27 protein-coding genes are annotated in these 23,044 nt (G+C 63.6%); 11 read left to right on the plus strand and 16 right to left on the minus strand.

The window, feature by feature from the left end:
* Positions 1–204 precede the first annotated feature (204 nt).
* The 12 genes from OHA40_RS00455 to OHA40_RS00510 all read right to left on the minus strand — a co-directional run bounded on the left by OHA40_RS00455 (position 205) and on the right by OHA40_RS00510 (position 9,097).
* Positions 205–924: a maleylpyruvate isomerase family mycothiol-dependent enzyme gene (locus tag OHA40_RS00455; RefSeq protein WP_330231078.1), complete on the minus strand. Its 720-nt coding sequence runs from the start codon at positions 922–924 to the stop codon at positions 205–207.
* Positions 925–937: 13 nt separating this feature from the next.
* Positions 938–1,771 carry a fumarylacetoacetate hydrolase family protein gene (locus tag OHA40_RS00460; RefSeq protein ID WP_330231079.1) on the minus strand — a complete coding sequence of 278 codons (834 nt, stop codon included), beginning with the start codon at positions 1,769–1,771 and terminating at the stop codon, positions 938–940.
* Between the two features lie 4 nt (positions 1,772–1,775).
* Positions 1,776–2,864 carry a cupin domain-containing protein gene (locus OHA40_RS00465; protein WP_330231080.1) on the minus strand — a complete coding sequence of 363 codons (1,089 nt, stop codon included), beginning with the start codon at positions 2,862–2,864 and terminating at the stop codon, positions 1,776–1,778.
* Between the two features lie 15 nt (positions 2,865–2,879).
* Positions 2,880–3,551, minus strand: a complete 672-nt coding sequence (locus tag OHA40_RS00470) for an MBL fold metallo-hydrolase (protein ID WP_330231081.1) — start codon at positions 3,549–3,551, stop codon at positions 2,880–2,882.
* A gap of 3 nt (positions 3,552–3,554) precedes the next feature.
* Positions 3,555–4,232: a maleylpyruvate isomerase family mycothiol-dependent enzyme gene (locus OHA40_RS00475; RefSeq protein ID WP_330231082.1), complete on the minus strand. Its 678-nt coding sequence runs from the start codon at positions 4,230–4,232 to the stop codon at positions 3,555–3,557.
* Entirely contained in the window at positions 4,222–4,920 is a 699-nt protein-coding gene (locus OHA40_RS00480; protein ID WP_330231083.1) for a class II aldolase/adducin family protein, read from the minus strand. Before OHA40_RS00480 ends, OHA40_RS00475 begins: the two co-directional genes overlap by 11 nt.
* Positions 4,921–4,928: 8 nt before the next feature.
* Positions 4,929–6,110, minus strand: a complete 1,182-nt coding sequence (locus OHA40_RS00485) for an FAD-dependent monooxygenase (RefSeq protein ID WP_330231084.1) — start codon at positions 6,108–6,110, stop codon at positions 4,929–4,931.
* 6 nt (positions 6,111–6,116) lie between these two features.
* Entirely contained in the window at positions 6,117–6,449 is a 333-nt protein-coding gene (locus OHA40_RS00490) for an indolepyruvate ferredoxin oxidoreductase subunit alpha (RefSeq protein ID WP_330231085.1), read from the minus strand.
* Between the two features lie 66 nt (positions 6,450–6,515).
* Entirely contained in the window at positions 6,516–7,505 is a 990-nt protein-coding gene (locus OHA40_RS00495) for an NAD(P)/FAD-dependent oxidoreductase (protein ID WP_330231086.1), read from the minus strand.
* 2 nt (positions 7,506–7,507) lie between these two features.
* Entirely contained in the window at positions 7,508–8,509 is a 1,002-nt protein-coding gene (locus OHA40_RS00500; protein ID WP_330231087.1) for a TAXI family TRAP transporter solute-binding subunit, read from the minus strand.
* Between the two features lie 8 nt (positions 8,510–8,517).
* Entirely contained in the window at positions 8,518–8,787 is a 270-nt protein-coding gene (locus tag OHA40_RS00505; protein WP_330231088.1) for a nickel-binding protein, read from the minus strand.
* Between the two features lie 94 nt (positions 8,788–8,881).
* Positions 8,882–9,097, minus strand: coding sequence for an SDR family NAD(P)-dependent oxidoreductase (locus tag OHA40_RS00510; protein WP_330231089.1), 216 nt, complete (start codon positions 9,095–9,097; stop codon positions 8,882–8,884).
* Positions 9,098–9,278: 181 nt separating this feature from the next.
* On the opposite strand from OHA40_RS00510, the gene OHA40_RS00515 reads away from it, so the two are divergent.
* The 11 genes from OHA40_RS00515 (at position 9,279) to OHA40_RS00565 (ending at position 17,991) form a co-directional block, all read left to right on the plus strand.
* Positions 9,279–10,112, plus strand: a complete 834-nt coding sequence (locus OHA40_RS00515; RefSeq protein ID WP_330231090.1) for an IclR family transcriptional regulator — start codon at positions 9,279–9,281, stop codon at positions 10,110–10,112.
* Between the two features lie 427 nt (positions 10,113–10,539).
* Complete coding sequence (locus OHA40_RS00520) at positions 10,540–10,929, plus strand: hypothetical protein (RefSeq protein ID WP_330231091.1); 390 nt, start codon at positions 10,540–10,542, stop codon at positions 10,927–10,929.
* Positions 10,926–11,474, plus strand: a complete 549-nt coding sequence (locus OHA40_RS00525) for a pyridoxamine 5'-phosphate oxidase family protein (RefSeq protein WP_330231092.1) — start codon at positions 10,926–10,928, stop codon at positions 11,472–11,474. Before OHA40_RS00520 ends, OHA40_RS00525 begins: the two co-directional genes overlap by 4 nt.
* Before the next feature lie 258 nt (positions 11,475–11,732).
* The gene (locus tag OHA40_RS00530; RefSeq protein ID WP_330231093.1) at positions 11,733–12,470 is read left to right on the plus strand and encodes a hypothetical protein; all 738 of its coding nucleotides are present in this window, start codon (positions 11,733–11,735) and stop codon (positions 12,468–12,470) included.
* 4 nt (positions 12,471–12,474) lie between these two features.
* Entirely contained in the window at positions 12,475–13,032 is a 558-nt protein-coding gene (locus OHA40_RS00535) for a hypothetical protein (RefSeq protein ID WP_330231094.1), read from the plus strand.
* A 91-nt stretch (positions 13,033–13,123) separates the two neighbouring features.
* Positions 13,124–13,501: a hypothetical protein gene (locus OHA40_RS00540; RefSeq protein WP_330231095.1), complete on the plus strand. Its 378-nt coding sequence runs from the start codon at positions 13,124–13,126 to the stop codon at positions 13,499–13,501.
* Positions 13,502–13,504: 3 nt separating this feature from the next.
* Entirely contained in the window at positions 13,505–13,966 is a 462-nt protein-coding gene (locus tag OHA40_RS00545; RefSeq protein WP_330231096.1) for an anthrone oxygenase family protein, read from the plus strand.
* A 30-nt stretch (positions 13,967–13,996) separates the two neighbouring features.
* The gene (gene mhpA / locus OHA40_RS00550; RefSeq protein WP_330231097.1) at positions 13,997–15,637 is read left to right on the plus strand and encodes a bifunctional 3-(3-hydroxy-phenyl)propionate/3-hydroxycinnamic acid hydroxylase MhpA; all 1,641 of its coding nucleotides are present in this window, start codon (positions 13,997–13,999) and stop codon (positions 15,635–15,637) included.
* A 1-nt stretch (position 15,638) separates the two neighbouring features.
* Entirely contained in the window at positions 15,639–16,499 is an 861-nt protein-coding gene (locus tag OHA40_RS00555) for a fumarylacetoacetate hydrolase family protein (RefSeq protein WP_330231098.1), read from the plus strand.
* Between the two features lie 3 nt (positions 16,500–16,502).
* Positions 16,503–17,426: a VOC family protein gene (locus OHA40_RS00560; protein WP_330231099.1), complete on the plus strand. Its 924-nt coding sequence runs from the start codon at positions 16,503–16,505 to the stop codon at positions 17,424–17,426.
* A gap of 124 nt (positions 17,427–17,550) precedes the next feature.
* The gene (locus OHA40_RS00565; RefSeq protein WP_330231100.1) at positions 17,551–17,991 is read left to right on the plus strand and encodes a hypothetical protein; all 441 of its coding nucleotides are present in this window, start codon (positions 17,551–17,553) and stop codon (positions 17,989–17,991) included.
* Positions 17,992–18,162: 171 nt separating this feature from the next.
* On the opposite strand, the gene OHA40_RS00570 is transcribed toward OHA40_RS00565, so the two are convergent.
* From OHA40_RS00570 to OHA40_RS00585, 4 genes are all read right to left on the minus strand, one after another.
* Positions 18,163–18,771, minus strand: a complete 609-nt coding sequence (locus OHA40_RS00570) for a GTP-binding protein (RefSeq protein WP_330231101.1) — start codon at positions 18,769–18,771, stop codon at positions 18,163–18,165.
* Positions 18,752–19,126: a DUF742 domain-containing protein gene (locus OHA40_RS00575; RefSeq protein WP_330231102.1), complete on the minus strand. Its 375-nt coding sequence runs from the start codon at positions 19,124–19,126 to the stop codon at positions 18,752–18,754. Before OHA40_RS00575 ends, OHA40_RS00570 begins: the two co-directional genes overlap by 20 nt.
* Positions 19,123–19,515, minus strand: a complete 393-nt coding sequence (locus tag OHA40_RS00580; protein ID WP_442943883.1) for a roadblock/LC7 domain-containing protein — start codon at positions 19,513–19,515, stop codon at positions 19,123–19,125. The genes OHA40_RS00575 and OHA40_RS00580 overlap by 4 nt, the downstream gene beginning before the upstream one ends.
* A 65-nt stretch (positions 19,516–19,580) precedes the next feature.
* Positions 19,581–21,863: a sensor histidine kinase gene (locus tag OHA40_RS00585; RefSeq protein ID WP_330231104.1), complete on the minus strand. Its 2,283-nt coding sequence runs from the start codon at positions 21,861–21,863 to the stop codon at positions 19,581–19,583.
* Positions 21,864–23,044: the final 1,181 nt, after the last annotated feature.

Below are 23,044 nucleotides of genomic sequence, written 5' to 3' on the forward strand. Positions count from 1 at the left end.
CGGTGACCGGCGGCATCGCTGTGGCCGTAGCTCGATCGTCGTGCACGGCCATTCAATCGAGGTCGGCTGGCAGTAGACGACATTCGAGTACCAAGGGCCTTGGATCGGGCCGGGGCGGAAGCGGTCGACGTCGCCATCCGGCTCGATTCTCCGCACTCCCTAGTTTCATCGATGCGTAGAGGCACCACTGGGCACCTTTGGCGTTCAGAGCCAGCTGGGCGCGGCAACCGCCCGCCCCGTCGTGGTGATGCCGATCGCCCCGCGGCCGGTCGCCCAGCGAGTCACCGCGGCAAGCGAGCCTGTGATCGTGGTGCCGGTCGAGACCTCGGGCAGAACAGCGACCGGCGCTCGATCATCGACCCGATAGGCCAAACCCGCGCCGACATCCCGTTTGCGCCAGAAACTGACGACATCGTCGAGCAGGCTGCTCGAGATCACGTCGGGGAACACGTCGAAACGACCACCGTTGGCGAGGTCCACCGCGTGAATCCACACCTCGCGGCTGCGCATCCACAGTGTCTCCACGACCGGAACCGAACGCCCCTGCACAGTACGGACGTTCGTGTCCCAGGCCGCGTCCGGGAGGTTTCGCCATTTCTCGTCGAGCCGCGCGACTGTGTGGTCGAACAAGTTCCGCAGGGCCGCTGGCGACATAGTGGCGCCCTCCTCGATGTCCCGCCCACGTTGCTCGGGCGAGGTATACATGGGTGTTTCGATACCCGTTGCCGCCCAGTCGAGCAGATTACCGAGGGCTACCGCGTTGTAACTCACATGCGCGATGAGGTGGCGGCGGGTCCAGCCCTTCAGCAGGGTCGGTTCCCCCAGTTCGTCATCGGTGAGCGCGGCGAGCCGCTCCGCGAAATAGGCGGTGCCACGGCGGGCGAGAAGCGATTGTTGGGTGCGAGCGAGATCGTGGAATCCCATCAGCGTGAGACTCCTATTTGACGATCGTCTTGTTCCGGACGGTCCCGAGGCCCTCGATGGTGACCTCGACGGTCTCCCCGTTCTGGATGTAGACCTGGGGCTTGCGTGCGTGGCCGACACCGCCGGGAGTTCCGGTGCAGATGACGTCGCCCGGTTGCAGGGTGACGATGTGGGAGATGTACTCGATCAACTTGGCGGGCTTGAATACCAGGTCGTCGGTGGTAGTGGTCTGCACCGTACGGCCTTCGAGCTTGGTCTCGAGCGTGCTTCCGAAAGTATACGAGTCCGTGGTGGTGAGGAAGGGACCGAAACCGGCCGTCTTCTCGAATGACTTGCCCTGGTCCCATTGCAGGGTGCGGGTTTGGTAGTCGCGCATCGTGTAGTCGTTGATGACCGAGTAACCGGCGATGTATGCCTCGGCGTCGGCTTCGTGCACCTGGTAGGCGGTCTTGCCGATGACGACGGCGAGTTCACCCTCCCAATCACATTGCGCCGCAGCATAGGTCGGGACGACGACATCATCATACGGCCCGGTCAGCGCTTCCCGGAACTTGGCGAACAAGGTCGGATACGCGGGTAGTTCCCGTCCCATCTCCTTGATATGGGTCGCGTAGTTGAGGCCGACGCAGATGACTTTGCTCGGTTTCGGGACCACGGGGCCGTATTCGACGCCCCCGAGCATGACCGCGACGCCACCGGCCGCTTCGGCGATAGTCCGCCAATCGGGGTCCGCGAGCAGGCCGGACACGTCAGCGAAACCATCGATGACAGTGGCGAATTCATCGCTGTCCACGCGAGCGGCGGCGGTGGTGGCGTTCGAATCGAAGCGTAAGGTGGCGAGTCGCATCGGATCAGGCTCCTTCGGAAATCTGGGTACGGTCGAAATGCAGGCGTTCGACGATCGGGGCGTCGGAGAACATGAACAGGTCCAGGCCGTGGTCGGTGTCGATGGACCATTCCGTCCAGGACGGGACGGCGATCATGTCGCCCTTGCCGATCTCCGAGACCTTGTCCCCTAGGTGGAATCGTCCGGTGCCGTCGAATACCTGGTAGACCGACGAGCCGACGTCACGGCGCGGTCGGGTGTGCGCGCAGGCGCGCAGGCGGTGAAATTCGGCACGAATGGTCGGCATGACATCGCCGCCGGTGGTGGGGTTGGTGTAGCGCACCGCGGCATGCCCGGGTTCGGTGGTGGCGGCGTGGCCTTCGTCCTCGAGGGCGAGCTGTTCGCACAGTGCCGCGTCGGTGTGCTCCCAGCGGTAGGCGGCGATCGGTGAGCTGGTCTTGTTGCCCAATCCGACCAGCGGGCGCAACCCGGGATGCGCCCAGAGTCGTTCGGCGCGTGAGATATCCGGTGTGGCCTCGTCCGTGACTCCATCGGAACCGAATTCGAAGAACCCGGTGTCGGTGTAGCTGACGAACGGAATATCGAGGCCGTCGATCCATGCCATCGGCTGATCGGTCTCATTGTGGTGGCCGTGGAATGCCCAGCCCGGGGTCAGTAGGAAGTCGCCGCGGCGCATCGCGACCGGATCGCCGTTGACGACCGTCCAGACGCCTTCTCCCTCCACGACGAATCGGAAAGCGTTCTGCGCGTGGCGATGCTCGGGTGCGGTTTCCTTCGGGCCCAGGTACTGGATGGCGGCCCACAGCGTCGGAGTGACGTACGGTACGCCGCCCAGACCTGGGTTGGCGAGAGCGATGGCTCGCCGTTCCCCGCCTCGTCCCACCGGGACGAGGTCGCCGGCGCGCTGCGCGATCGGATAGAGCGTGGACCACTTCCAGACGAAGGGAATCGCCTTCGACGCCGGCGTCATCGGCATGAGGTCGTTGGTCTGCGTCCAGAGCGGGTTCAGGTGCTCGGCTGTGAAGTCCCGGTAAAGCTGCTCCAGCGCCGGGTCGGGTGCGGTCGCGGTGTCGACGTTTTCGATGGTGCTCATTTCTATCCGCCTCGTTCAGACCGCGTGCGCGGTGCCTGGTTCCAGAACGACGAGCTCGCAACCGTCGGGACCGAGATTCCTCAACAGCTGGTAGTGCAGTTGCTGATGAATCGGAGCGAGTCCGGCCTGGTGGATGGGGATCGCGACGCGGGGCGCGACGCGGCGCAGGAAATCGACCCCTTCGCCGATCTTCATCCACGGTCCGCCGGCCGGGATGAGCAATATTTCGATCGCATGCCCTTCGGGGAGGGTCTCGAGGTCGTCGCCGGGATGCAGAATCGATCCGTCGATGACGTAGCCGTTGTTGAGGACATTCGGCAGCGCGGCGTGAATGCACGCGTGCGCGCCGCCGATTACGTCCACTCGCACATTGGCGACCCACAGTTTGTCGCCCGGCTTCACCGTGGTGACGGTCCGGTCGAGGCCCGAAAGCTGCGCGGCGCTGGCGGAATCGGCCACGATGTCGGCGGTCGGATTGGCCGCGAGCAGTGCCGTTAATCGGTCGATGTCGATGTGGTCGGGATGGGAGTGGGTGATCAGCACCGCTGCCAGGCCACGGACTTCTTCGAATCCGGTGGAGTAGGTGCCGGGGTCGATGAGAATTCGGATCTCGGGGCCGGGCGCGGGGATCTCGAGGAGCACGCAGGCGTGCCCGAAGTGGGTGATCTTCATTGTTCTCGTTTCCATGGGTCAGATCCAGAACGGGAGGGCTGGAAGGCTTCCGTCTGGGGTTTCGAGTAGGCCCCCAGCACTGCGACCGGTCACCCAATCGAGAAGTCCGGCTGGGCTTCCGGTGATCTCGATGGGCCCCGGATAGTTTCCGGGCCGGGTGCGCAATGCCTGATCGAATCCGGTCGGTCGCAGCACGAGTGCGGGCCAGTCACCTCTGTGTTGTACCGCTCGTACCGCGTCGACCAGCAGCTCGTCGATCAGATCCGTGGGCAGGTCTTCGAAGCGGCCACCCAGGTCCACGTGGTGCACGGTGACTTCACGCAGCCGCAGCCACACCAAGCGGGAGGCGGTGACCAGTTCTCCTGTGGGAGTGCGGATCAAGCGCCCCCGGTCCGCGGCGCGCAGCCCGGACACCGTCGTTGCGAGCCGGTCCGCCGAGTCGAAGGCGTCGGTGATCAGCACCGCGCCTGGCCGGTCCGCACCGGTGTCGATGGTCCATCGTCGGCCCGAATCGCGGCCGGTCAGCTGGTTGTTCACGCTGTCGGCGTGGTTCGCCAGGTGGGTGACCAATGCCCCGGTGGTCCACCCGGGCAGGGTCGATTGCTCGTTGAAATCCGATTCCCAGTACCCGTCGATGGTTTCGAGCAGGAGTTCGGTCTCCAACTCGAGCCAATCGACGAGCCGATCAGTGGACATCGGCCTGCGCTGCGCGTCTGGCCAGGTACTCCCAGCCTGCGCCCAGCTGACCCAGGTTCCAGATCTGATCACGTTTGAAGCGTGTCTCCTGCTCATCCGACCGTACCTTCGGTCCACCCGCAGCCAGTGCGAGAAGTTGTGTTCGGCAAGCACGTTCGAGCAGTACCGCGTACATGACAGCGCTTGCGGCGTCAGGCCCGACCGTCACCGCACCGTGGTTGGGCATCAAGATGCCGTTCGCGTCACCGAGTGTCTCGGCGAGGGAGCGGCCCAGGTCCCGCGTCGCGATGAGGGCACCGGTTTCGGCGAAGCGGGGCAGCTGCGGATAGGTAAACGGCACCGCGTCGTGCGAAATCGGCTGCAGCTCGACGTCCATCGAGGCGAAGGCGGCGAGGGCGGGGGCGTGGGTGTGCACGACACAGCCCACATCCGTGCGCCGCGCCATGATCTCGGTGTGGATGGGAAATTCGAGGTGCCGTTTCCCCTCCCCCGTCAGCACCGCACCGTCGGGCGAGACGAGGTGGACCTTGCCTGCGTCGATTTCTTCGAATCCCCAGCCGGAGGCCTTGATCCATACGCCCTTGCCCTCGGGGTCGCGGACCGAGGCGTGACCCCACACCATATCGCTGAGGCCCGCGAAGGCGAGCGCACCGCTGGCCTGGACTACCTCGCGCACAACGTCGTTCATCAGTTCTCCTATCCGACGCGGACCTTGTATAGCCAGTCCAGGTCGACGTAATGCTCGGTGGTGTCGCGGGCGAAGACCCTGTTGCGCAGTTCTCGGACGATGGGGTCTTCGGTATGCCAGATCTCGCCCCACATACGGGCGACCGACTGGATCTGGGCGGTGCGCGGAATACGCTCGGCCTGATACGCCGCGAAGGCTTCGTCGACGTCACCGCTGTGCTCGGCCATGAACCGGGTCAGGCACTCGGCGTCCTCGATGGCCTGGCACGCGCCCTGGGCCAGGTATTGCAGCATCGGATGCGCGGCGTCGCCGAGCAAGGTGACCCGCCCGACGGTCCAGTTGGCCAGTGGCGCACGGTCGTACATCGGCCAGCGCTTCTCGCGTTTGAACTGGGAGATGGACCCGCGTACCTGCCCACAGGCGGTGCCGAAGTGCTCGTCGAGTTCGTCGGGAGTGCCCCACTCCTCGGTCCCGGAGATGGCGGGATCGAAATGGTCGCTGCGGAATACCGCGACCTGGTTGTACAGATCGCCTCCCCGGATCGGGTACTGCACGAGGTGCTTGTTCGGTCCGATCCAGACGATTTCGTCGTCGTTCTCGACGGGCGCGCCGACCTCGCTCATCGGGAGCGCACCGCGGTAGGCGACGTACGCCGAGCAGATGGGGGCGTCGTCGGACAACAGCGTGCGGGTTTTGGACCACAGGCCGTCCGCGCCGACAACTGCGTCGCACACGTATCGGGTGCTGTCGGCGAAATCGACCATCACCGTGTTGTTCTCGCGGTTGGCGATCCCAGTGACCGTTTTGTCGGTCTCGAGGGTGATGTTCGCCTGCGCGCGGCAGGCGTCGAGCAGCGCGTCGAGTAGGTCGCCGCGGTGCAGCACCGAGTAGGACTGTCCGTAGCGGGCGACGAACCGGTCTGCGAGATCGACAGTGGCCAGGTGCTCACCGGAGTCGATGTCGAGGAAGACCAGGTTTTTCGGCCGGACCGCGATCCGCTCGATCGCGCCGGCTAGCCCGAGCTGATCGAGGATCCGAATCGCGTTGGGCGCCAATTGAATACCAGCGCCGATTTCACCGAACTCCGGGGCCTGTTCGACGATGTGCACAGCGAAGCCCGCCTGTGCCAGGGCCAGCGCCGTGGTCATACCACCGATGCCGCCGCCGATGATCAGAAGGGGAACACGCATGACTTACTACTCCTTGATCCATGAGGCCGCGAGCGGGGTGTCCACACCGACCGTGCCGAGTCCGACCGCGCCGCCGGGGTCGCCGAGGGCTTCTTCGCGACCGGGTAGCGGCAATGCGAAGAACGCAGCATTGTCCTGCTGCCAGGTCGGGTCGGTGATGTCCTTGGGGCTCTGGATCGCCGACACCGGGCATTCGGACAGGCAGTTGCCACAGTCGATGCATTCGTTCGGGTTGATGTATCGCTTGGTGAGACCCTCGTAGATGCAGTCCACCGGACACATGTCGACGCAAGAACCGTCGAGTTCGTTGATGCAGGCGTCGTTGATGACATACGCCATGTCGGACCTCCTTTCAGACCACCAGCCGGGGCTGGTTTCCTGTATCCGCCAGTTGGGGCGGCGTTGTCAGGCCACCGGCTGGGGTGACATCTCGGTGGAGTGGCCGGGAAACAGGGCTTCTCCGGGCCGCAGAGTCACCGCGATGTTGTTGACGGCCGTGGCCGCCTCGCCGAATCCGACCGCGATCAGTTGCACCTTGCCGGGGTAGGTGGTGATGTCACCGGCGGCGAATACGCGAGATCGGCTGGTGGCCATGGTGGTATCGACTTCGATTTGTTTGTCGGTCATCCGCAGCCCCCACTGGGTCAGTGGACCGAGCGCGGCGATATGACCAAGCGCGGGAATGAGGACAGTGGCGTCGAGTTGCTCGGTGGTGTCGTTGACGCAATCGCGGACGGTCACCGCCCGCAGGGAGCCGTTGCCGTGCACCTGGGCGATCTCACTGTTGATGATCATCCGCGCCGAGGTGGCCGACAGCTGGGCCAGCGCGCTCTCGTGCGCCCGGAAACGGTTGCGCCGATGCACGACGGTGACCGAGCGGGCGTGCGAGACGAGAGAATTGGCCCAGTCCACCGCACTGTCTCCACCGCCGACGACGATCACGTGATCGTTTGCGTATCGCTCGGGCGAACCGACGACGTATTCGACGCCGTGCCCGGTGAATCCGTCCAACGCCGGCAAAGGTCGCGGGGTGAAGCGGCCGATACCCGCGGTGACCAGGACCGCGCCGGCATGGATGCGGGTGCCGGTCGCAGTGGTCATGATCAACGAACCGTCAGGCTGGTCCTCCAGGGTGGTGGCCTCTTGATTCAGCAGAATGGACGTCTCGGCGGTTGTCGCCTGCTCGACCAGTCGATCGATGAGTTCTCGCCCGCGGATCGCCGGGAAACCGGCGACGTCGTAGATGTATTTCTCCGGATACAACGCGGCAGTCTGCCCGCCCAGGTGCGGGAGACTGTCGACGAGGGTGACGCGTAGTCCGCGCAGGCCCGCGTAGTAGCAGGCGAACAGCCCGGCCGGGCCGGCTCCGGTGATCAGCAGATCCGTTTCGATCATGGTCAGCTCCAGATCAACCCGTCGGTGGCGGGCTTCTCTTGCGCCAGGTCGGCGTATGCCCGCTGAGCGGCCGGATGTAGCGGGACCGGGGTCTTCGCCATCGTGGCCGGATCCAGGGGGTAGCCAACCGGTGTGTGGTCGGGGGCCATATGCATGTACTGGGCCTCGAGGGCCTTGCGCTGCTGGAGCATGCACCAGGTCGCCAGGTAGGCGATGTCGTCGGGCAGGTCGTCGCGGCACAGCACCACCAGATCGGCGAAATCCAATGTGCGCAGATCACTTTCAAGACCTGGAAGGTATCCGGCGTCGACAGTCGCCGCGCCCCAGCCGAGTTCGGCGAAGCCGTCGATGACTTCGTCTCCCCAGTCCAGGTAGCGCACCGGCCGCCGGTTGGCGATGTGCTGCCATACCGGCATCATGATCGCTTCGTTGATCAGCACATTGGCCTGGCCGGTGGTGAAGGCGTGGAGTGCGGGGAACGGCCGCTCCCAGTACGCGAAACGGGCACCATTGGCCACCAGCGTTGCCGGGTCCGCCCCGGCCAGCCGCAATCCGTGATGGGCGGCCATACCGATGGTGTTGATCCCGTCTTCCGCGCAGGTCGCGATAACCAGCTGGTCGGCCACCTTCGCGAGGTCGGCCACCGTATGCACCGGCAGGCTCGCATCGACCGCGATGACCAGGCGGTCACGGTGAGCGATCGAGCCCAGCGCCCGCAAGTTCGGCTGCGGGCCGACCCCGATCGGTCCCGATCCGTCGAAGACGAGCCGGACGGCCGCAGCCGGGGTCATGACGGTGATGTCGACCTCGCCCGCGAGCAAAGCATCGGTCTGATCGCGGCCGCCGCGTCCCGCCCAGGTGGCGAAACGTGAACCGACACCGGATCTATCGCCGATCTCCTGGGCCAGCCACCCGCAGATGCGGGTCATGTTCGCCTGGCCCCAGTCGGCCCGAAACTGCAGCGTGATGTCCCGCTCGATCCGAGGTTCAACCGTCGCCCGCACTCCCGCTGTCATTCCGTGACCAGCGCGCTCAGACCAGCCTCATCGAGCGTCAAGTCGATCTCGGTAATGGAGTCGAACGGGAATCCGACCCGCTCGAACTCCTTCTCGACCGACGCCGCGTCGGCCCCCTCATACAGGGTCACGATGAACCCCGTATCGGTATTGGCTTCCAGCCGCTTGAACGTCGCGTGCACGCCCTTGGCTACCTCGGGCCCGAAGCCCGCGACTTCCTCGGCGGACAGCCCGGGTGCCTGATGAAGGCTCAGAAAGAGGGGCATATCGATCTCCTACATTGGTGTCACGATGTGGAACACTGTGCCTCATAATGACATGTTGTGGGTCACACTGCAAGAAAGCTGCGGTGGTAGTGGTTTATCCAGCGGCTATGCGACACGGATGCCAGGGATGGCAATGGGCCGCACGAGACTGCGCATACAGACGGTGCCCTCCGGGTAGTCCAACCGCCCGACCTCGTTCCGCATTGCGACCGGCCACCAGGACGCTCGCGCCCTCCCGGGCGTTCATCCGGGCGATCGCTTCACCGATCCCCTTCGTCGCACCGGCGACCAGCGCAACCCGGTCGCTCAATCACGTCATCAGACCTCCACTTCACACAAGGCCCTCACGTCTCACAATGAGGAACAATGTTCCATATAGTGCCATGATGTGAGTCGCATCACAATAACTTAGTTCCTCTATGAGGGCCCCTGTTCCCTATCGTGAAATGAATTGGCTCATACTGCTCAGCGCCGTGGGATACCGTGAACTCATGAATGTCAATCGCCTCGAGCATCCGGGCGGCACCACCAAGCCTGCGCGAGTGGACAATTCCGATGAGGAATCCGACGGGCGACCCGCCGGCCTGATCGGAGCGGTCGACAACGTACTTCGCCTGCTGCGACTGTTCGAGAACAGCAAACAGCTTCGGGTCAACGAGGTCAGCCGCGAAATGGGCTTGTCCCGTTCGACCGTGCACCGGATGCTCTCCACGCTGAGCTACCACCAGTTCGTCGAACAGGACGAGTTCTCCCGGGCTTATCAGCCAGGACCGGCCCTGGTCGACATCGGACTGGCCGTCGTGCAGAACATGGACATCCGGGTGATGGCCCGCAGTGCGCTGACCAAGCTGTGGACCGAGACCAACGAGACGGTCCACCTGGCGATCCTGCGTGGACCCGAGGTGCTGTTCCTCGACAGCATCGAAAGCCAGCAGATCGTGCGCACCGGCAGCCGCATCGGCTGGACACTGCCCGCCCATGCGACCGCCAGCGGCAAAGCACTGCTGGCCGAACTCGACGAGGACGACCTACTGGCGCTGTATCCGAACGAGAAACTCGAGGCGCCGACCGACACCGCACTCAACAGCAGAGCCGCCCTGATCACCCAACTGGCCGAGACACACGACCGGGGCTACGCGATCAACAACGCCGAGAGCGAAACCGATGTCAGTGCCGTCGGCGCCGTCGTGCGCGACCGCGCCGGGCGCGCACGCGCATCGATCGCCGTAACAGCACCCCGTTCGCGCGTCGACGAGGAGTGGGTGACGACGACCGCCGCCGCCGCCGTCCGTATCGCAAACGAACTCAGCGGCCGGATCGGGTAGCCGACAACACTGCACGACCAACCACTTCGGTGACCTTCGCGAACCCTCAGGTTCATGCGGAGGTCACCGAACTCGTTTCACGGTCACGCGGATTTCGATTGTTCTCAATTCGCCCCCCTCGGGCTCAACCCCTTGCTAACGTACGGTTCGTGATGCGGCCACCTGTTCCGCATCGCGCTACATAATATCCGGTGAGCCAGCGGTGTGTCGCATCCACCCTGGTCGAACACCCGACTCAGTTCCCACCGAGATCGACCTGAGAGCAGACGCGACCATGAACGCAACGCCAGCAACAACGACCACCCCCACGGCAACGCCCCCGACTGACACCGCCCGCCCCTCCTACCGGTTTGCACTACTCTCCGCATTCTCACTATGGGTTGCCCTATTGGGCCCGGCCTGGTCGTACGTTCCCGCCCAACCCGAAATGCAGATTCCCGCGATGAGTCTGAACTTCGCGGAGATGGCCGCAGGCGCCGGCCAGAGCCCATCCGGATTGCAGCAGGCATTCTTCGGGTGGATCGCCTGGGCGCTCGCGCTGATCACGACGATCCTGGCCCTCCTCGCGACGCGGTGGTCGAGCCGAATTCTCGGCGGCCTGTGCATCCTCGTGGGCTTGGCGGAACTGGTCCTGACCGCGTACGGAATAAAGGGCACCACCACCTGGTCCGCGGTCATCGACGGAATGGAAAATATGCGGCTCGGCGGCGTGCTGTATCTATTCGGCCTTGTGCTGCTCATCCAAATCGGGGCTCTTGTGCTGCTCCTCCAAGCATCGCCGCTACATCCAAGTGACACAAAGGAATTCAGCTCATGACACTGAACGAACCCACACCCGCCGAAGTCGAGCAAGAGATCGTCGAACTACTGCGCATCGAGGAGATCGGAGCCCTGGCAGTCGTCACCCCGGACGGCGCTCCGCTCGCTGCGACCATGCACTTCGCCTCCGACGGGCTGGCCACCTACGTGCACACCTTCACCTACACACGTAAATACGCCGCCCTCTTGAACGACAACCGAGTCAGCTACACCCTCGACCACCTTCCAGCAGACGGCTTCGCAGGGCGGGCCGCACTCCGTGCGATCCAAGTCAACGGGACCGCCACTAGAGTGACCGAACCTGCCGAGATCGACCGGGCGATCCAGGTCAGCCACGAGCAATTCGAGTGGCTCAAAGACGCTGATATCTACAAGAGCTTCAGGCGAACAGGCGGCGCCGGCAGTCAGGTCTTCTTCCGAATCGACCCGGTCGAGGCATTGTGGAACGACAACCGCGTGCGCATCCAGTGGCGCACGTTGGTCAGGTTCGACGCCGACGGTAAGCACGTCGCCACGCTCGAGCCGTACAAGAGTCAGGGCTGACGGACCACTGCGGCAAGTGTTGACGGTCGCTTGCCGACGGTAGTGACACTTGCTAGTGTTGTCTCGTGACGCGGGTCACTGTTCCGCATGATGCAACAGAATCGGGTGCAGGCAGCAGCCACTCGGCCCGGACGCCATATCGGGCCCTGCCCCGCACCTGGCGGTCACCGCCTCGCGTCCGGCTCGCCCATGCGTGCCCGCCGGCCTCATCCCCTGGATCGGCGGGCACGTAGGAGGCACAGTTCGAAGGAGAATGATGTGAGCCAAGCCATCGAAGCCGCGGCAGCCATCCCCGAGATGACCGCCGGAAAGCGAATCCCGCCGCCCACGGGCAAGCGAGAGCCGTTGAAGGTCAGCGTGTACGAGCGGATGGCGAAAGCCGGCGCCGAACTGGTCCCGATCTTTCCGTACGACGATGCGGGCGCGATGGTGCCGTGCGGCGCGCTCATGTACGGGGAACCGGGCAAGGATCACGGCCATTTCTTCCACGCCAACTCGGTGTCGGAGGTGACGGTGATCTTCGGCTCGAACGACGCGATGCTGCAGACCGGCCAGATCATGGCGCTGCAGAAGTTCCACGGCGTGAATTCCTTTCTGCGTGACCAGGAGAACCCCGAGGCGTTCGTGCTGGTGACGGTCACCCAACTGCAGTCCGAGGAGGCCGGGCAGAAGGAAGCCATGGTCGCCAAGTGCCAGAGCTGCAAGAAGGAGATGCTTCGGCACGAATACGATGCCGGCCCCGAAGGCGCACCGGATTTCGATCCGACCCGATTCGGCAAGGCCGACGATGTCTATCGGCAGTTCTCCACCATGGTCGGATCCCACGAATTCGCTGCGATCCGCAACTCCGATGCCGGTCGCACCTGCGGCAATTGCGGGCACGTGAACACCGAATTCCCGGCCGACCCGTGGGGCTGGGGCCGAGTGGTCGAACAAACCCGGGTCGCCAACGCGGCCTACCACGCACTGCGCAAAACCGCGAAGGAAGAGGGATAATCACATGTCGCGCCGCCGCATGCTGTCAGCCTTCAAAACCGGTGCCACAGTCGGCAATTACGCCGATCTCGCGGTCCTGCCGATCGACGTCGACCCCCAACTGGTGCTATCGAGGAACTGGGTCGACCAGCCGTTCTATCAGATCTTCGCCAAGGACACCATCATCGTCCAGATGTCGGGCTCGTCCCGAATCAGTATGCGCAACAGCAATGTCAACTACTTCATTGCTCAGGTCGGCGATAACGTCTACGTCCCAGCAGGCACGCCGCACCGTATCGAGCCCATCGAAGAGGGCGTCATGCTGCGTTATGTCGCGCTCGAAGCAGGACTCGAAGCCGCGGCCTGGTTCTGCCACACGTGCGGCGAGGAACTGCACCGTCTGGAATGGGAACACGACAATGACGCCGAAGCCGCACCCATCTACGCGAGCGCCTGCGCCCGTTTCAGCGCCGACCTCGAGGCCCGCACCTGCGGCACGTGCGGCACCGTAGCCGAACCGATCGACCTCGACATTCTCGGCTGGTCCGGACTCGTCTCCGAAGCCGTTCCCGCCGCGGGATAAGCATCCGATCCATTCCGGCTCCGCACTCATCCAAATGCGGAGCGGTTCAAGCGCGCGACAAAATCGCCTGCCACAGAAAGTGATTCGACATTTGTTCAAGGAAATTCTGACCGTTTACGGAAAAGACACGAGAACCCGGCAGGAATGCCAGGACCACATCGCCGATTCGCATCGCTCGCTGGTCATGTCATTGCCGAACCTCACCAAGATCTACCGGTACTACAGCATGCATCGGGTTCAGAACGATCCAGTGCTCGCGGCGTTCACGCCTTACCGCTACGACACCGAGATGCTGATCGTCTCCCCGCACGCTACCGAATCCCGCGAGGAGTGTATCGCGGGTATGACCGATCCGGGATACCTGGTGCGTGCGGCTTACGAACCGTTCGTCGACGCCGACCGCAGCACATCGATCCTGTCGAACGAATACGTCGCCGTGGACAGCGGCCACACCAGAAACGAGTACTGAATCATGTCGAATCTCGGGCACGCGGGCGCGATGTTGATGCTGCTGTTCGGTGGGCTCGCCACAGGCGGAATCTGGGTCATCGCCGTCGACCGGCTCGCTGTGTGGGACCGAATGTCGGTGGTCGAATACGCGACCGACTTCCGGCGCACGTTGAAACACGTCGATCCGATGATGCCCATCTTCGTATCGCTCTCCGGCCTCGGCGCGGTGCTGTTCTCCACCCAGTCATCGGGTAACTCGCGACTGTTCGGCCTGCTCGGGCTGCTCTGCCTGGCGGTGATCATGATCGGTTCGATCCTGTTCGGCGAACCGATCAACTCGAAGTTCCGCCGGCTCGCCGAGGGCACACCACCCGAGGGCGCCGAAGGGCTCCGCGCGTTCTGGCGGCGTTTCCATTTCGCCCGTACCGGCGTCGCGGTCGTGGCGCTCATCTTCCTCATTGCCGCGGTAGTCGCCGCGCTGTGATCTCAAAGTGTTTCGGATAAGGGAGTTTTCGTGCAGGAGCCGATATACGACGTAGCGGTGGTCGGTGCCGGTCCGGTCGGGCTGGCGGTCGCCCGCATGCTGGGCCTGGCAGGTCATTCGGTGATCGTGCTGGAGCGCTGGCCCGCGCTGTACCCGCTGCCACGCGCGGTGCATTTCGACCATGAAATCGGACGGGTGTTCCAGGCCATGGGCCTGCGCGGCGAGATCGAGGCCATTTCCGCGCCGGTTCCCGATCACTATGAATGGCGCAACCGCAACGGCGATTCACTGGTGCGGATCGACTGGTCCGGGCTCGGCCCATCCGGGTGGCCGGTGGCGAACTTCTTCTCCCAGCCCGAACTCGAGCAAGTGCTCGGCGACGCGGTCGCCACCATGCCGCAGGTAACGGTGCGGCGCGGCCGCGAAGTGATACGCCTCGTCGCCGAACCCGACCAGGACGTCGTGCTCACCCACACCGGTGAGGACGGTGCCACCGTACAAACCCGCGCTCGGTATGTGATCGGCGCCGACGGAGCCAACAGCTTTGTCCGCGAACAGATGTCGACATCGATGAAGGACCTCGGATTCTACTTCGACTGGCTGATCGTAGATACCATTCCGCAGGACGACCTGGTGTGGTCGCCGCAGAACTGGCAACTCTGCGATCCCGTCCGGCCGACCACGATCGTCTCCGGCGGACCGGGGCGGCGCCGCTGGGAGTTCATGCGGCTACCGGGTGAATCGCTCGATGACCTCAACCGCAGCGACACCGCATGGCGACTGATGGAGCCCTGGGGCCGCACCCCCGAGAACACTGTCCTGGAACGGCATGCGGTCTACACCTTCCAGGCCCGATGGGCCGACCACTGGAACGAAGGCCGACTCTTCCTCGTCGGCGATGCCGCGCACAATATGCCGCCGTTCGCCGGTCAGGGTATGTGCTCGGGTATCCGTGACGCGGCCAACCTCAGCTGGAAACTTGATCGGGTACTACGCGGGCAATCGGATCCGGCGCTGCTGGACACCTACACCAGCGAGCGACTCACCCACATCCAGCACGCGATCGCCATGTCGGTCGAGCTGGGCAAGGTCATCTGTGTGCTCGACGAAGAAGCCGCCGCGCAACGCGATGCTCGCATGATCGCGGGCGATGCCGATCCTGCTGTGGTGCTCCCGATTTCGGCTCAGCCGGTGCTCGGGCCCGGCGTGGTGGCGACGGGAATCGACCTCCCCGAACTGCGTGGCAGCTTGTCGCCCCAGTTCCGGGCCGAACTCGACGGTAGGACAGCACTTCTCGACGACCTGGTCGGCCCGAACATCGCCATGTTACTCACCACTGACGCACAGCTGCCCGAAACCCTCGGCGAGCAAGCCCGCGCCGAACTCAGCGACCTCGGGGTTCGGTTGATCGTCCTCGCGCCGTTCACACCCGCATCGAGCGCGGTCCCGCCGGTCGCCACGGCCACCACGCTGATCGATGCCGACGACGAATGGCATTCCTGGTTCGCGCGATTCGGTGCGACCGCGGCATTGGTACGCGCCGATCACTACATCTTTGGCGCCGTGCACGACACACAAGCCGTCGACGGCCTCATCTCCCAATATTCCCGGCACCTCCGGGCACAGGTTCATCCATCGGCCGATCTGGCCACACAGACAAGGAGCAATTGACGTGCGTATCGCAAACCTCGGCGGGCGGGCGGTTCTCGTTAACGGACAGCGCGCCATCGATATCGCGACCGCGAGCGAAGGCCGATTCGGACCCGGACTGTCCCGGATCTACGAGAACTGGGATGCGTTCCGGGCCTGGGCCGATGCAGCGGAACATTCGGACACCGACGGTGTCGAGATCGATCGGCGCGCGCTCGGCGCTCCGTCCCCCACACCCCGCCAAACCTTCGCGATCGGCCTGAACTACAGCGCGCACGCCGCGGAATCCGGTTTCGAATCCCCGACCCAGATCCCGCCGGTCTTCACCAAGTTCGTCAGTAGCTTCAGCGGCCCCGACACCGAGGTCGTCATCCCGACCGGCGGAGCCGTCGACTGGGAAGTGGAGTTGGTGGCGGTCATCGGCCGCACCGCGGCAAAGGTCGGCGAAGCCGACGCCTGGGATTGCGTCGCCGGGCTCACCGCCGGACAAGACATCTCTGAACGTTCCTCCCAGTTGGCCGGTCCCGCACCCCAATTCAGCCTCGGCAAGTCGTTCCCAGGTTTCGCGCCGATGGGTCCGTGGCTGGTCACCACCGATGAACTCGGCAATCGCGACGACCTCGAACTGGGCTGCACCCTCGACGGCGAGCAGATGCAGAAGGGCCGCACCCGCGAACTGATCTTCTCTGTGCCCAAGCTCATCTCCAAGCTGTCGCACACCACCACCCTCTACCCGGGCGACATAATCTTCACCGGCACCCCCGCCGGCGTCGGCGTCGGCCGCGATCCCAAGCGGTTCATTCAGCCCGGTGAACGTCTGGACAGCTGGATCGAGGGCATCGGTGGACTGCACCAGACCTTCGTGGCCGAGTCCGAGGAGTAGATCATGGCACTGCACGGCCTTTCGCACGTCACCATCGGTGTCCCCAATCCGGCCGAAACCGAGGCCTACTACACCGATTTCGGTTTGACGCCCCGCGGTGACGGCTGGTTCGCGACCCAGGACGGCGGCGACCAGCTCGAGATCACACACTCGGCCCATCGCCGCCTGGTCGAGCTCGGCATCGCCGCGGACGACACCGACGACCTCGACGCCACCGCCGCCCGCCTGGGACGCCTCGGCATACCGGTTTACTTGCACCCCAACGTACTTCGCGCGACCGAGCCGATCACCGGCTCGCAGATCAATATGAGTGTCACTCCGCGCATCATCCAGCCTCCTACACCGCCCACTCCCTACAACGGTCCCGGCCGTGTCGAGAGAACCGGAAAACGAGCCGCCTTCATCGATCGCACCGACCGGGTCCGGCCCCGCAAACTAGGGCACGCCGTCCTGGGCACCACCGACCTGGAAACCACCATGCGATTCTTCGTCGAGGGACTCGGTTTCAAGGCGAGCGACTACATCAAGGACCACGGCGCGTTCCTCCGTTGCTCCACCGACCACCACAATGTCCTGGTCCTGGCCGCCCCGGTGTGCTTTCTGCACCACACCTCCTGGCAGGTGGAGGACATCGACGAGGTCGGCCGCGGAGCATTCGCGATGCTCGAGGACAACCCGGAACGCCACGTCTGGGGGTTGGGGCGTCACCACGCAGGCTCCAATTTCTTCTGGTACCTCAAAGATCCCGCAGGCAATTTCAGCGAGTACTACTCCGATATGGACTGCATCGTCGACGACCAACTGTGGAGCCCCGAAACCCTCGAAGGCGCAAAGGGTTTGTTCGATTGGGGTCCGCCGCCCCCACCGTCCTTCCTGCACCCGGAAGATCTGGCCGCGCTCATGACCGGAGCCCACAAAGCCCCCTGAGTGCGCGAACAACGATGACGGGCCCCACCGGTCACAAATCCCGGGGCTCGTCCACCTCCGCCGAACAAACGGGAGCATCTGCCAGGCTGACTTTCCTCTGGCCGACGCCCACAGAGGAACTCCCATGCACACCGTGCTTGCCTGTATCTCCTTGATCGCGACCGGACTGTTCACCGGAATCGCCGCCGCGGTGTCATTGGGCTGCGCACCGATCTGGGGAAGTCAGGACACTCTGGTGTTTCGCAACAGCTTCACCAGCATCGTGCCCAGAGTCGACCGCGTGCAACCCCTGCTCGAGATTCTCGCGGCCCTCACGTCCGCCTGCTACGCGGTCACCGTGGATTCCGCTCCCCGGATCCTGGCCTTCGCGACCGCAGCGATCATGCTGGCCATAGCCGTTGGATCGCTGGCATTTCTCGTACCCGTTCAGACGGACATCATGTCCTGCACCGAGAGCGACCTGCTCGGCGCGTGGCGTGCCCGATGGCTACCCGGACATCATCTGCGGTCCACCATCGCGGTCATCGCATTCGCCTGCATCAGCACCGCAGTCGCGCTGCAATGAGCCTGGTCGCCACAGTCATTCGCCCAGCGCCATCGCCGCCCCCCGCACTCATACTGCCCCACACCGAACACCGCCGAACCACATCACCACCCGAAAGGCTCATCGGCCAACGTGAGTGATCAGTACCCGCGCAGCCGACGCGCCCATACCCGGCCGTGCATCGCTGTGTGGCTACTGATCAGCGACGATGTCCGCTGTCGCGACAGTCATCAGATACTCGAGTAGACGGACTAACACGCGCTTGGCAGAGTCCCGGTTCCTGACGTCGCAGAACTGCACCGGCACGTCAGGGGCCATGTCCAGCGCACCGCGCACCTCGTCCTCGTCGTAGAGGTCCGCTCCATCGAAGCAGTTCACCGCGACGACGAAGGGGATGTTACGAGACTCGAAGAAGTCCACCGCTGCAAAACAGTCCTGCATCCGCCGAGTATCTGCCAGCACAACCGCTCCGAGCACGCCGACCGACAACTCTCGCCACATGAACCAGAACCGGTTTTGCCCCGGCGTACCGAATAAGTACAGGACGATATTCGCATCGAGCGTGATCCTGCCGAAGTCGAGCGCGACCGTGGTCGTCATCTTGGACTCGATACCCGCCAGGTCGTCCACGGTCGAGCCGATGTCTGACAGTCGCTCTTCTGTGCGCAGCGGCGGAATTTCACTGACTGAACTGACCAACGTCGTCTTACCAACGCCGAATCCTCCGGCGATCAGCAGTTTGACTGCCTGTATTTCGTGAAGCTCGGGTGCGCCGAGACCGTCAGATATTGCGAACGCCATCGAGCACCGCCTGGAGCAATCGAACGTCGGGACGGTCGAGCAAGGGAGTCGGGGAGCTGAAAATGAGATGACCCGAGCTGATCAGATCGCTGACGAGAACCTTGACCGTGGCCAGCAGTAAGTGCAGTCCGGCCGCAATCTCGGCGATCGTCAGGGGCCGACCTTGACAAATCCGCAAAATCTCTCCGTATTCTCTATCCAATGTCGCCGCCTCATCCGCCGACCGGATCGCGACGACCAATGTGATGATGTCGAGGTTGTGTAGATCCCGCCCGGCCCGTCCTCGGGTTACAGCGAAAGGCCGGACCAAAGGCCCGGGGTCTTCCTCGAACCAGGAGTCTTCGTCGTGCGTCATGGTGTGTAATGGGCAGGTGAAGGTCCTGTCGATTCCCGCGGAGTCGTGGACAGGCTGTCCCCGACCTGCTGAACAATCACATTCATCTCGTACGCCACCAAGCCGAGATCGGCGCGCTCCGCGGTCAGCAACGCCAAACAGGCACCGGCACCGGCTTCGGTGACCACCAGATAGCCGAATTCGAGTTCGACAACAGTCTGTTGCACAAGTCCCTTGTCGAACTGGTTGCCTACACCGCGCGCCAAACTGCTCAACGCTGATGCCATCGCGGCAAGATGTTCGGAGTCCTCCCTCGTCAATGCCTTCGAGCGCGCGATCGCCAGTCCGTCGGCAGACAGCACCACCGCTTTCTCTGCTCCCGCCAATCGGCCGACCAGGTCGTCGAGCAACCAGTCCAGCCCATGACCGGTAGCAGTGAGTCCTTTGCGATCATTCATTTCTCGACCATCCGTTTTTAATCCATGGGCCTGACATCCGAGTCACGCCCCTCACGTGTTCCCCGTTGGAACGAAGCCATCGCGCTTCGCGCTTCGTCCGGATTTCGTCGCCGCGTCGACCGGGTCGACGTCATTGTTTTTGCCGGTTCGGATTTCTCCAGCTGCAGTTGTGGCGCGAGATGGGTCTGGCGCTGCCGCCGAGGTAGCGGCGCTTTCTTACGGCCGTTCATCGAAGTCGAAGAATTCACTGCCGGAACTGAATTGATCGCTTGTGTTCCGGCAGGCGGCTTCGCTGGCGGCCACGGCGGCAACTGAAGGCGATCCTGACTCGCGATTCCCGGGACCGGATCGGAGACGAACTGTGGACCGGCCACTGGCCAATGATGCCGACCACCGGAACGGATGTCGGCCGGAGTGACTTCGCCAGTCATCGGATCGGCCCACTCGACATGGTCGAGCAATTTGGCGGGTACCAGCGCGATAGCCTTGATGCCGCCGTACGCCGACTCCAGAAGGTTCACCGCGATACTGTGCCGCTGAGCCAGCTGGCCGATCACGAACAAACCCAGATTCCGGTGCCCCACCAGCGCCATTTCCTGGAAGTCGGGTGGCTCGCGCAGGACCTCATTGAGGCGCTCGCGTTCCTCGAAACGGATGCCAAGGCCTTGATCCTCGACTTCGACCACGACTCCCTTTCCCACGAGGTTTCCTCTTACCGAAACGGGCGAATCCGGCGGTGAGAACGTGGCGGCATTGTCTATCAGCTCCGCCAATAGGTGGACTAGGTCGGCGACTGCAGCGCCTAGGATGTACACCTTTGGCAATCGCACCGCGCTCACCCGGGTGAAATCTCTGGTTTCCGAGATCGCGCTACGCACGATCTCCTCGAGCGACACAGGTTTACGCCACTTCCGGCCGGGTTGGCTGCCACCGAGGATCAACAGGTTCTCAGCGTTGCGGCGGGCGCGAGTGGTCAGGTGATCGAGCTGAAACAGCAGCTCGAGATGCTCGGGATCGTTCTGCTTGGCCTCTGCCGCATCGAGCACACTGAGCTGCTGATGGATGACGACCTGGCTACGGCGCGCAATATCGAGAAAGACGCGGTTTACCCCGCCCCGCGTCCTCGCTTCGGCCTCAGCCGCGGTCACCGCGGTCCGCTGAGCCGTGTTGAACGCCTCGGCGACCTGCCCGATCTCGTCGATGCCATCGTCCGCAATCATCAACTCCGCGTCAACGTCGACATGCTCACCGGCACGCAGTCGTTCCACAATCGAGGGCAGCGTTTGGTCCGCCAGCTCCAGTGTTTTGGCACGCAACGACCGCAACCGTCGGATCATCGTACGCGCAAGTCGAATGGCGGTGACGAACGAGACAACACCGGCCAGGAGTACGGCAATACAGGCAGCGATTGCTCGGGCCAATAGCGCGTCGGCGGCGTCGATTGCTGATCGCTCAGCGTGGCGAAAGTGATCACTACACAGGCCGCGCAACTCGGCACTCACTTTTTCCTGAGCATCCAGCCACTCCCCCAGCGGTAGCGGAAGCTTTCCGGTTTCTCCCAGCCTGCCCTCGGCGGCAATTACCGACTGCCATTCTGTACTCGCGATGAGTTTCCCGTATTTTTTCTGTTCAGCTACGGTCAGTTGCGATACCGCCGCCTCGAGCCGACTGTGGAATGCACCAACCAACCGGGTATACGTCAGCCGGTCTGATGAGTTGAGGATGCCCCCGCCCGCCAACGTTCCCACGACGCGACCGATCGCGCGAGCATGCAGATCAGTTATCTGTATCAGCTCGCCCACAACGATTTCCTCGGCAACTACCTGCGGGTCCGGTGAGCTACGAGCAGAGCTGTTGAATCCGAGCGCGATCACGCCGGCGAGTTGGGTGTAGAACTCGTCGATCTCAGCGGCCTCAGCTTGCTGGGTATCCACCGCACGGCGGACCGCTGGTACTCGCGCGACCAATAAACGGAAGGCGGAGTCAGGCTTGGCCGCCACTTCGGGATTGAGCTTACTCAGCGCTCGCGCGATGTCACTGAGCTTCCGCACGGCCGCGTCGGTTCCATCCCGAGTTGCCTGTAGGTCTGTCGGTACTCGAGAGTCGCTGACGGCCCGAAGACTTTCGGTTCGCTCGGACTGCACCGCGGCGACGTAACCGAGAAAAGGATCGACCTGGATACTCAAGCTCCTCGACCAATCCCGCGCCGAAACACCGTCATAAAGCCGCAGACCGACTAACGTTCCACCAGTGACCAGCAAGGCGATACATGGGACAAGCGCGATCGCCAGAACGCGCACGCGAATCGACCCTGGTCGGCGCATGAGCCGGTAGAACCCGAGCCATCGAGCGCTTGTGTTCAATCCAAGTTTCACCGCAACCTGCCGCCCTGCGCACCGGCCGGGCCGCTATGCAAATTTCGGATACGGTCCTCCACTTTGCTCGTATTTCGCGCGCCACGCTCCGCACTGTCGAGCCGACGGCGATCAATCCGCAATGGTATGTCCACTCGGTACACGGTTGGCCGGGAATGAAGAATCAATGTCGTTACTCGATCCACTGCTGTTACCACTCATTCGACAGGATTGCTGCCGGCGACATCGCCTCCGGCGGCAAGCTAGCTGGTGTCAGGGCCGTTCATCCGCTGGCCCCGGGTCTGCAATTGTTGTGACGCTAGTTCTGTGAGCGGCATACCCAACCGGAATCGGCCCGAGATCGGCGCACAGTCGCCATCAAGTAGCCAATAGGTCTCGGTGGATCGCGACATGACAGGATAAGCCTTCGGGGTCACCGCCGCCACGCCCCTGAGCGAGGCGTTCACCGCCGATCCCATTGCGGCGGTGAACACTATCGCTGGACCGGTGTGAGTGAGCATTCCTGCGAAAGTAACGATGCCTGCCGCAGCGGAAAGTACTGATATCCACAATATTCGGTCGAGGCGATACCGAATGGTGAGCATTCCGAGTAGAATCGCACCAGCGACACCGCCGAAGCTCAGAACCACCCGGCGCCCGTCCCGAATCCAGGGTTCCAGCCGGCATCTTTGACTAGCTGCAGCATCCGGGAACGGCGGCATCACGTGTGCGGCCGCCTTCGCCATGTGCCTGTAGACGTTCACTTCGAGTGGTTCGATGTTGGGATTCGGGGGCGGAGTATGGCCTCCAACCGTAGCCGGTCGGCGATGACTTGGGTCACAACGTCTCACTCCAGATGCGTCTCACTATACGGAACAGTGTTCATTATTGTGACACTATTGGTTGCGTGCGGCAAGAGGACTACCGCGGAAGGCCGGCTGACCGGGCCGTGGCCAGGAGGGGCCGCCCTGGTCGGCTGGGCGGTCGGTGTCGACCGCATCGCATTCGGCGGCAATGTCGATCGGTTCGTGAGCAGATCGATGGGGGACCGTGCTCATCACCTCCGAGAAGGCGGGGGACCCTCAACGAGCCGAATCCATATCGCGTGTGCGGCGATCGGCGGTAGC

It is taken from the genome of Nocardia sp. NBC_00508, from assembly GCF_036346875.1.
Taxonomy (GTDB): domain Bacteria; phylum Actinomycetota; class Actinomycetes; order Mycobacteriales; family Mycobacteriaceae; genus Nocardia.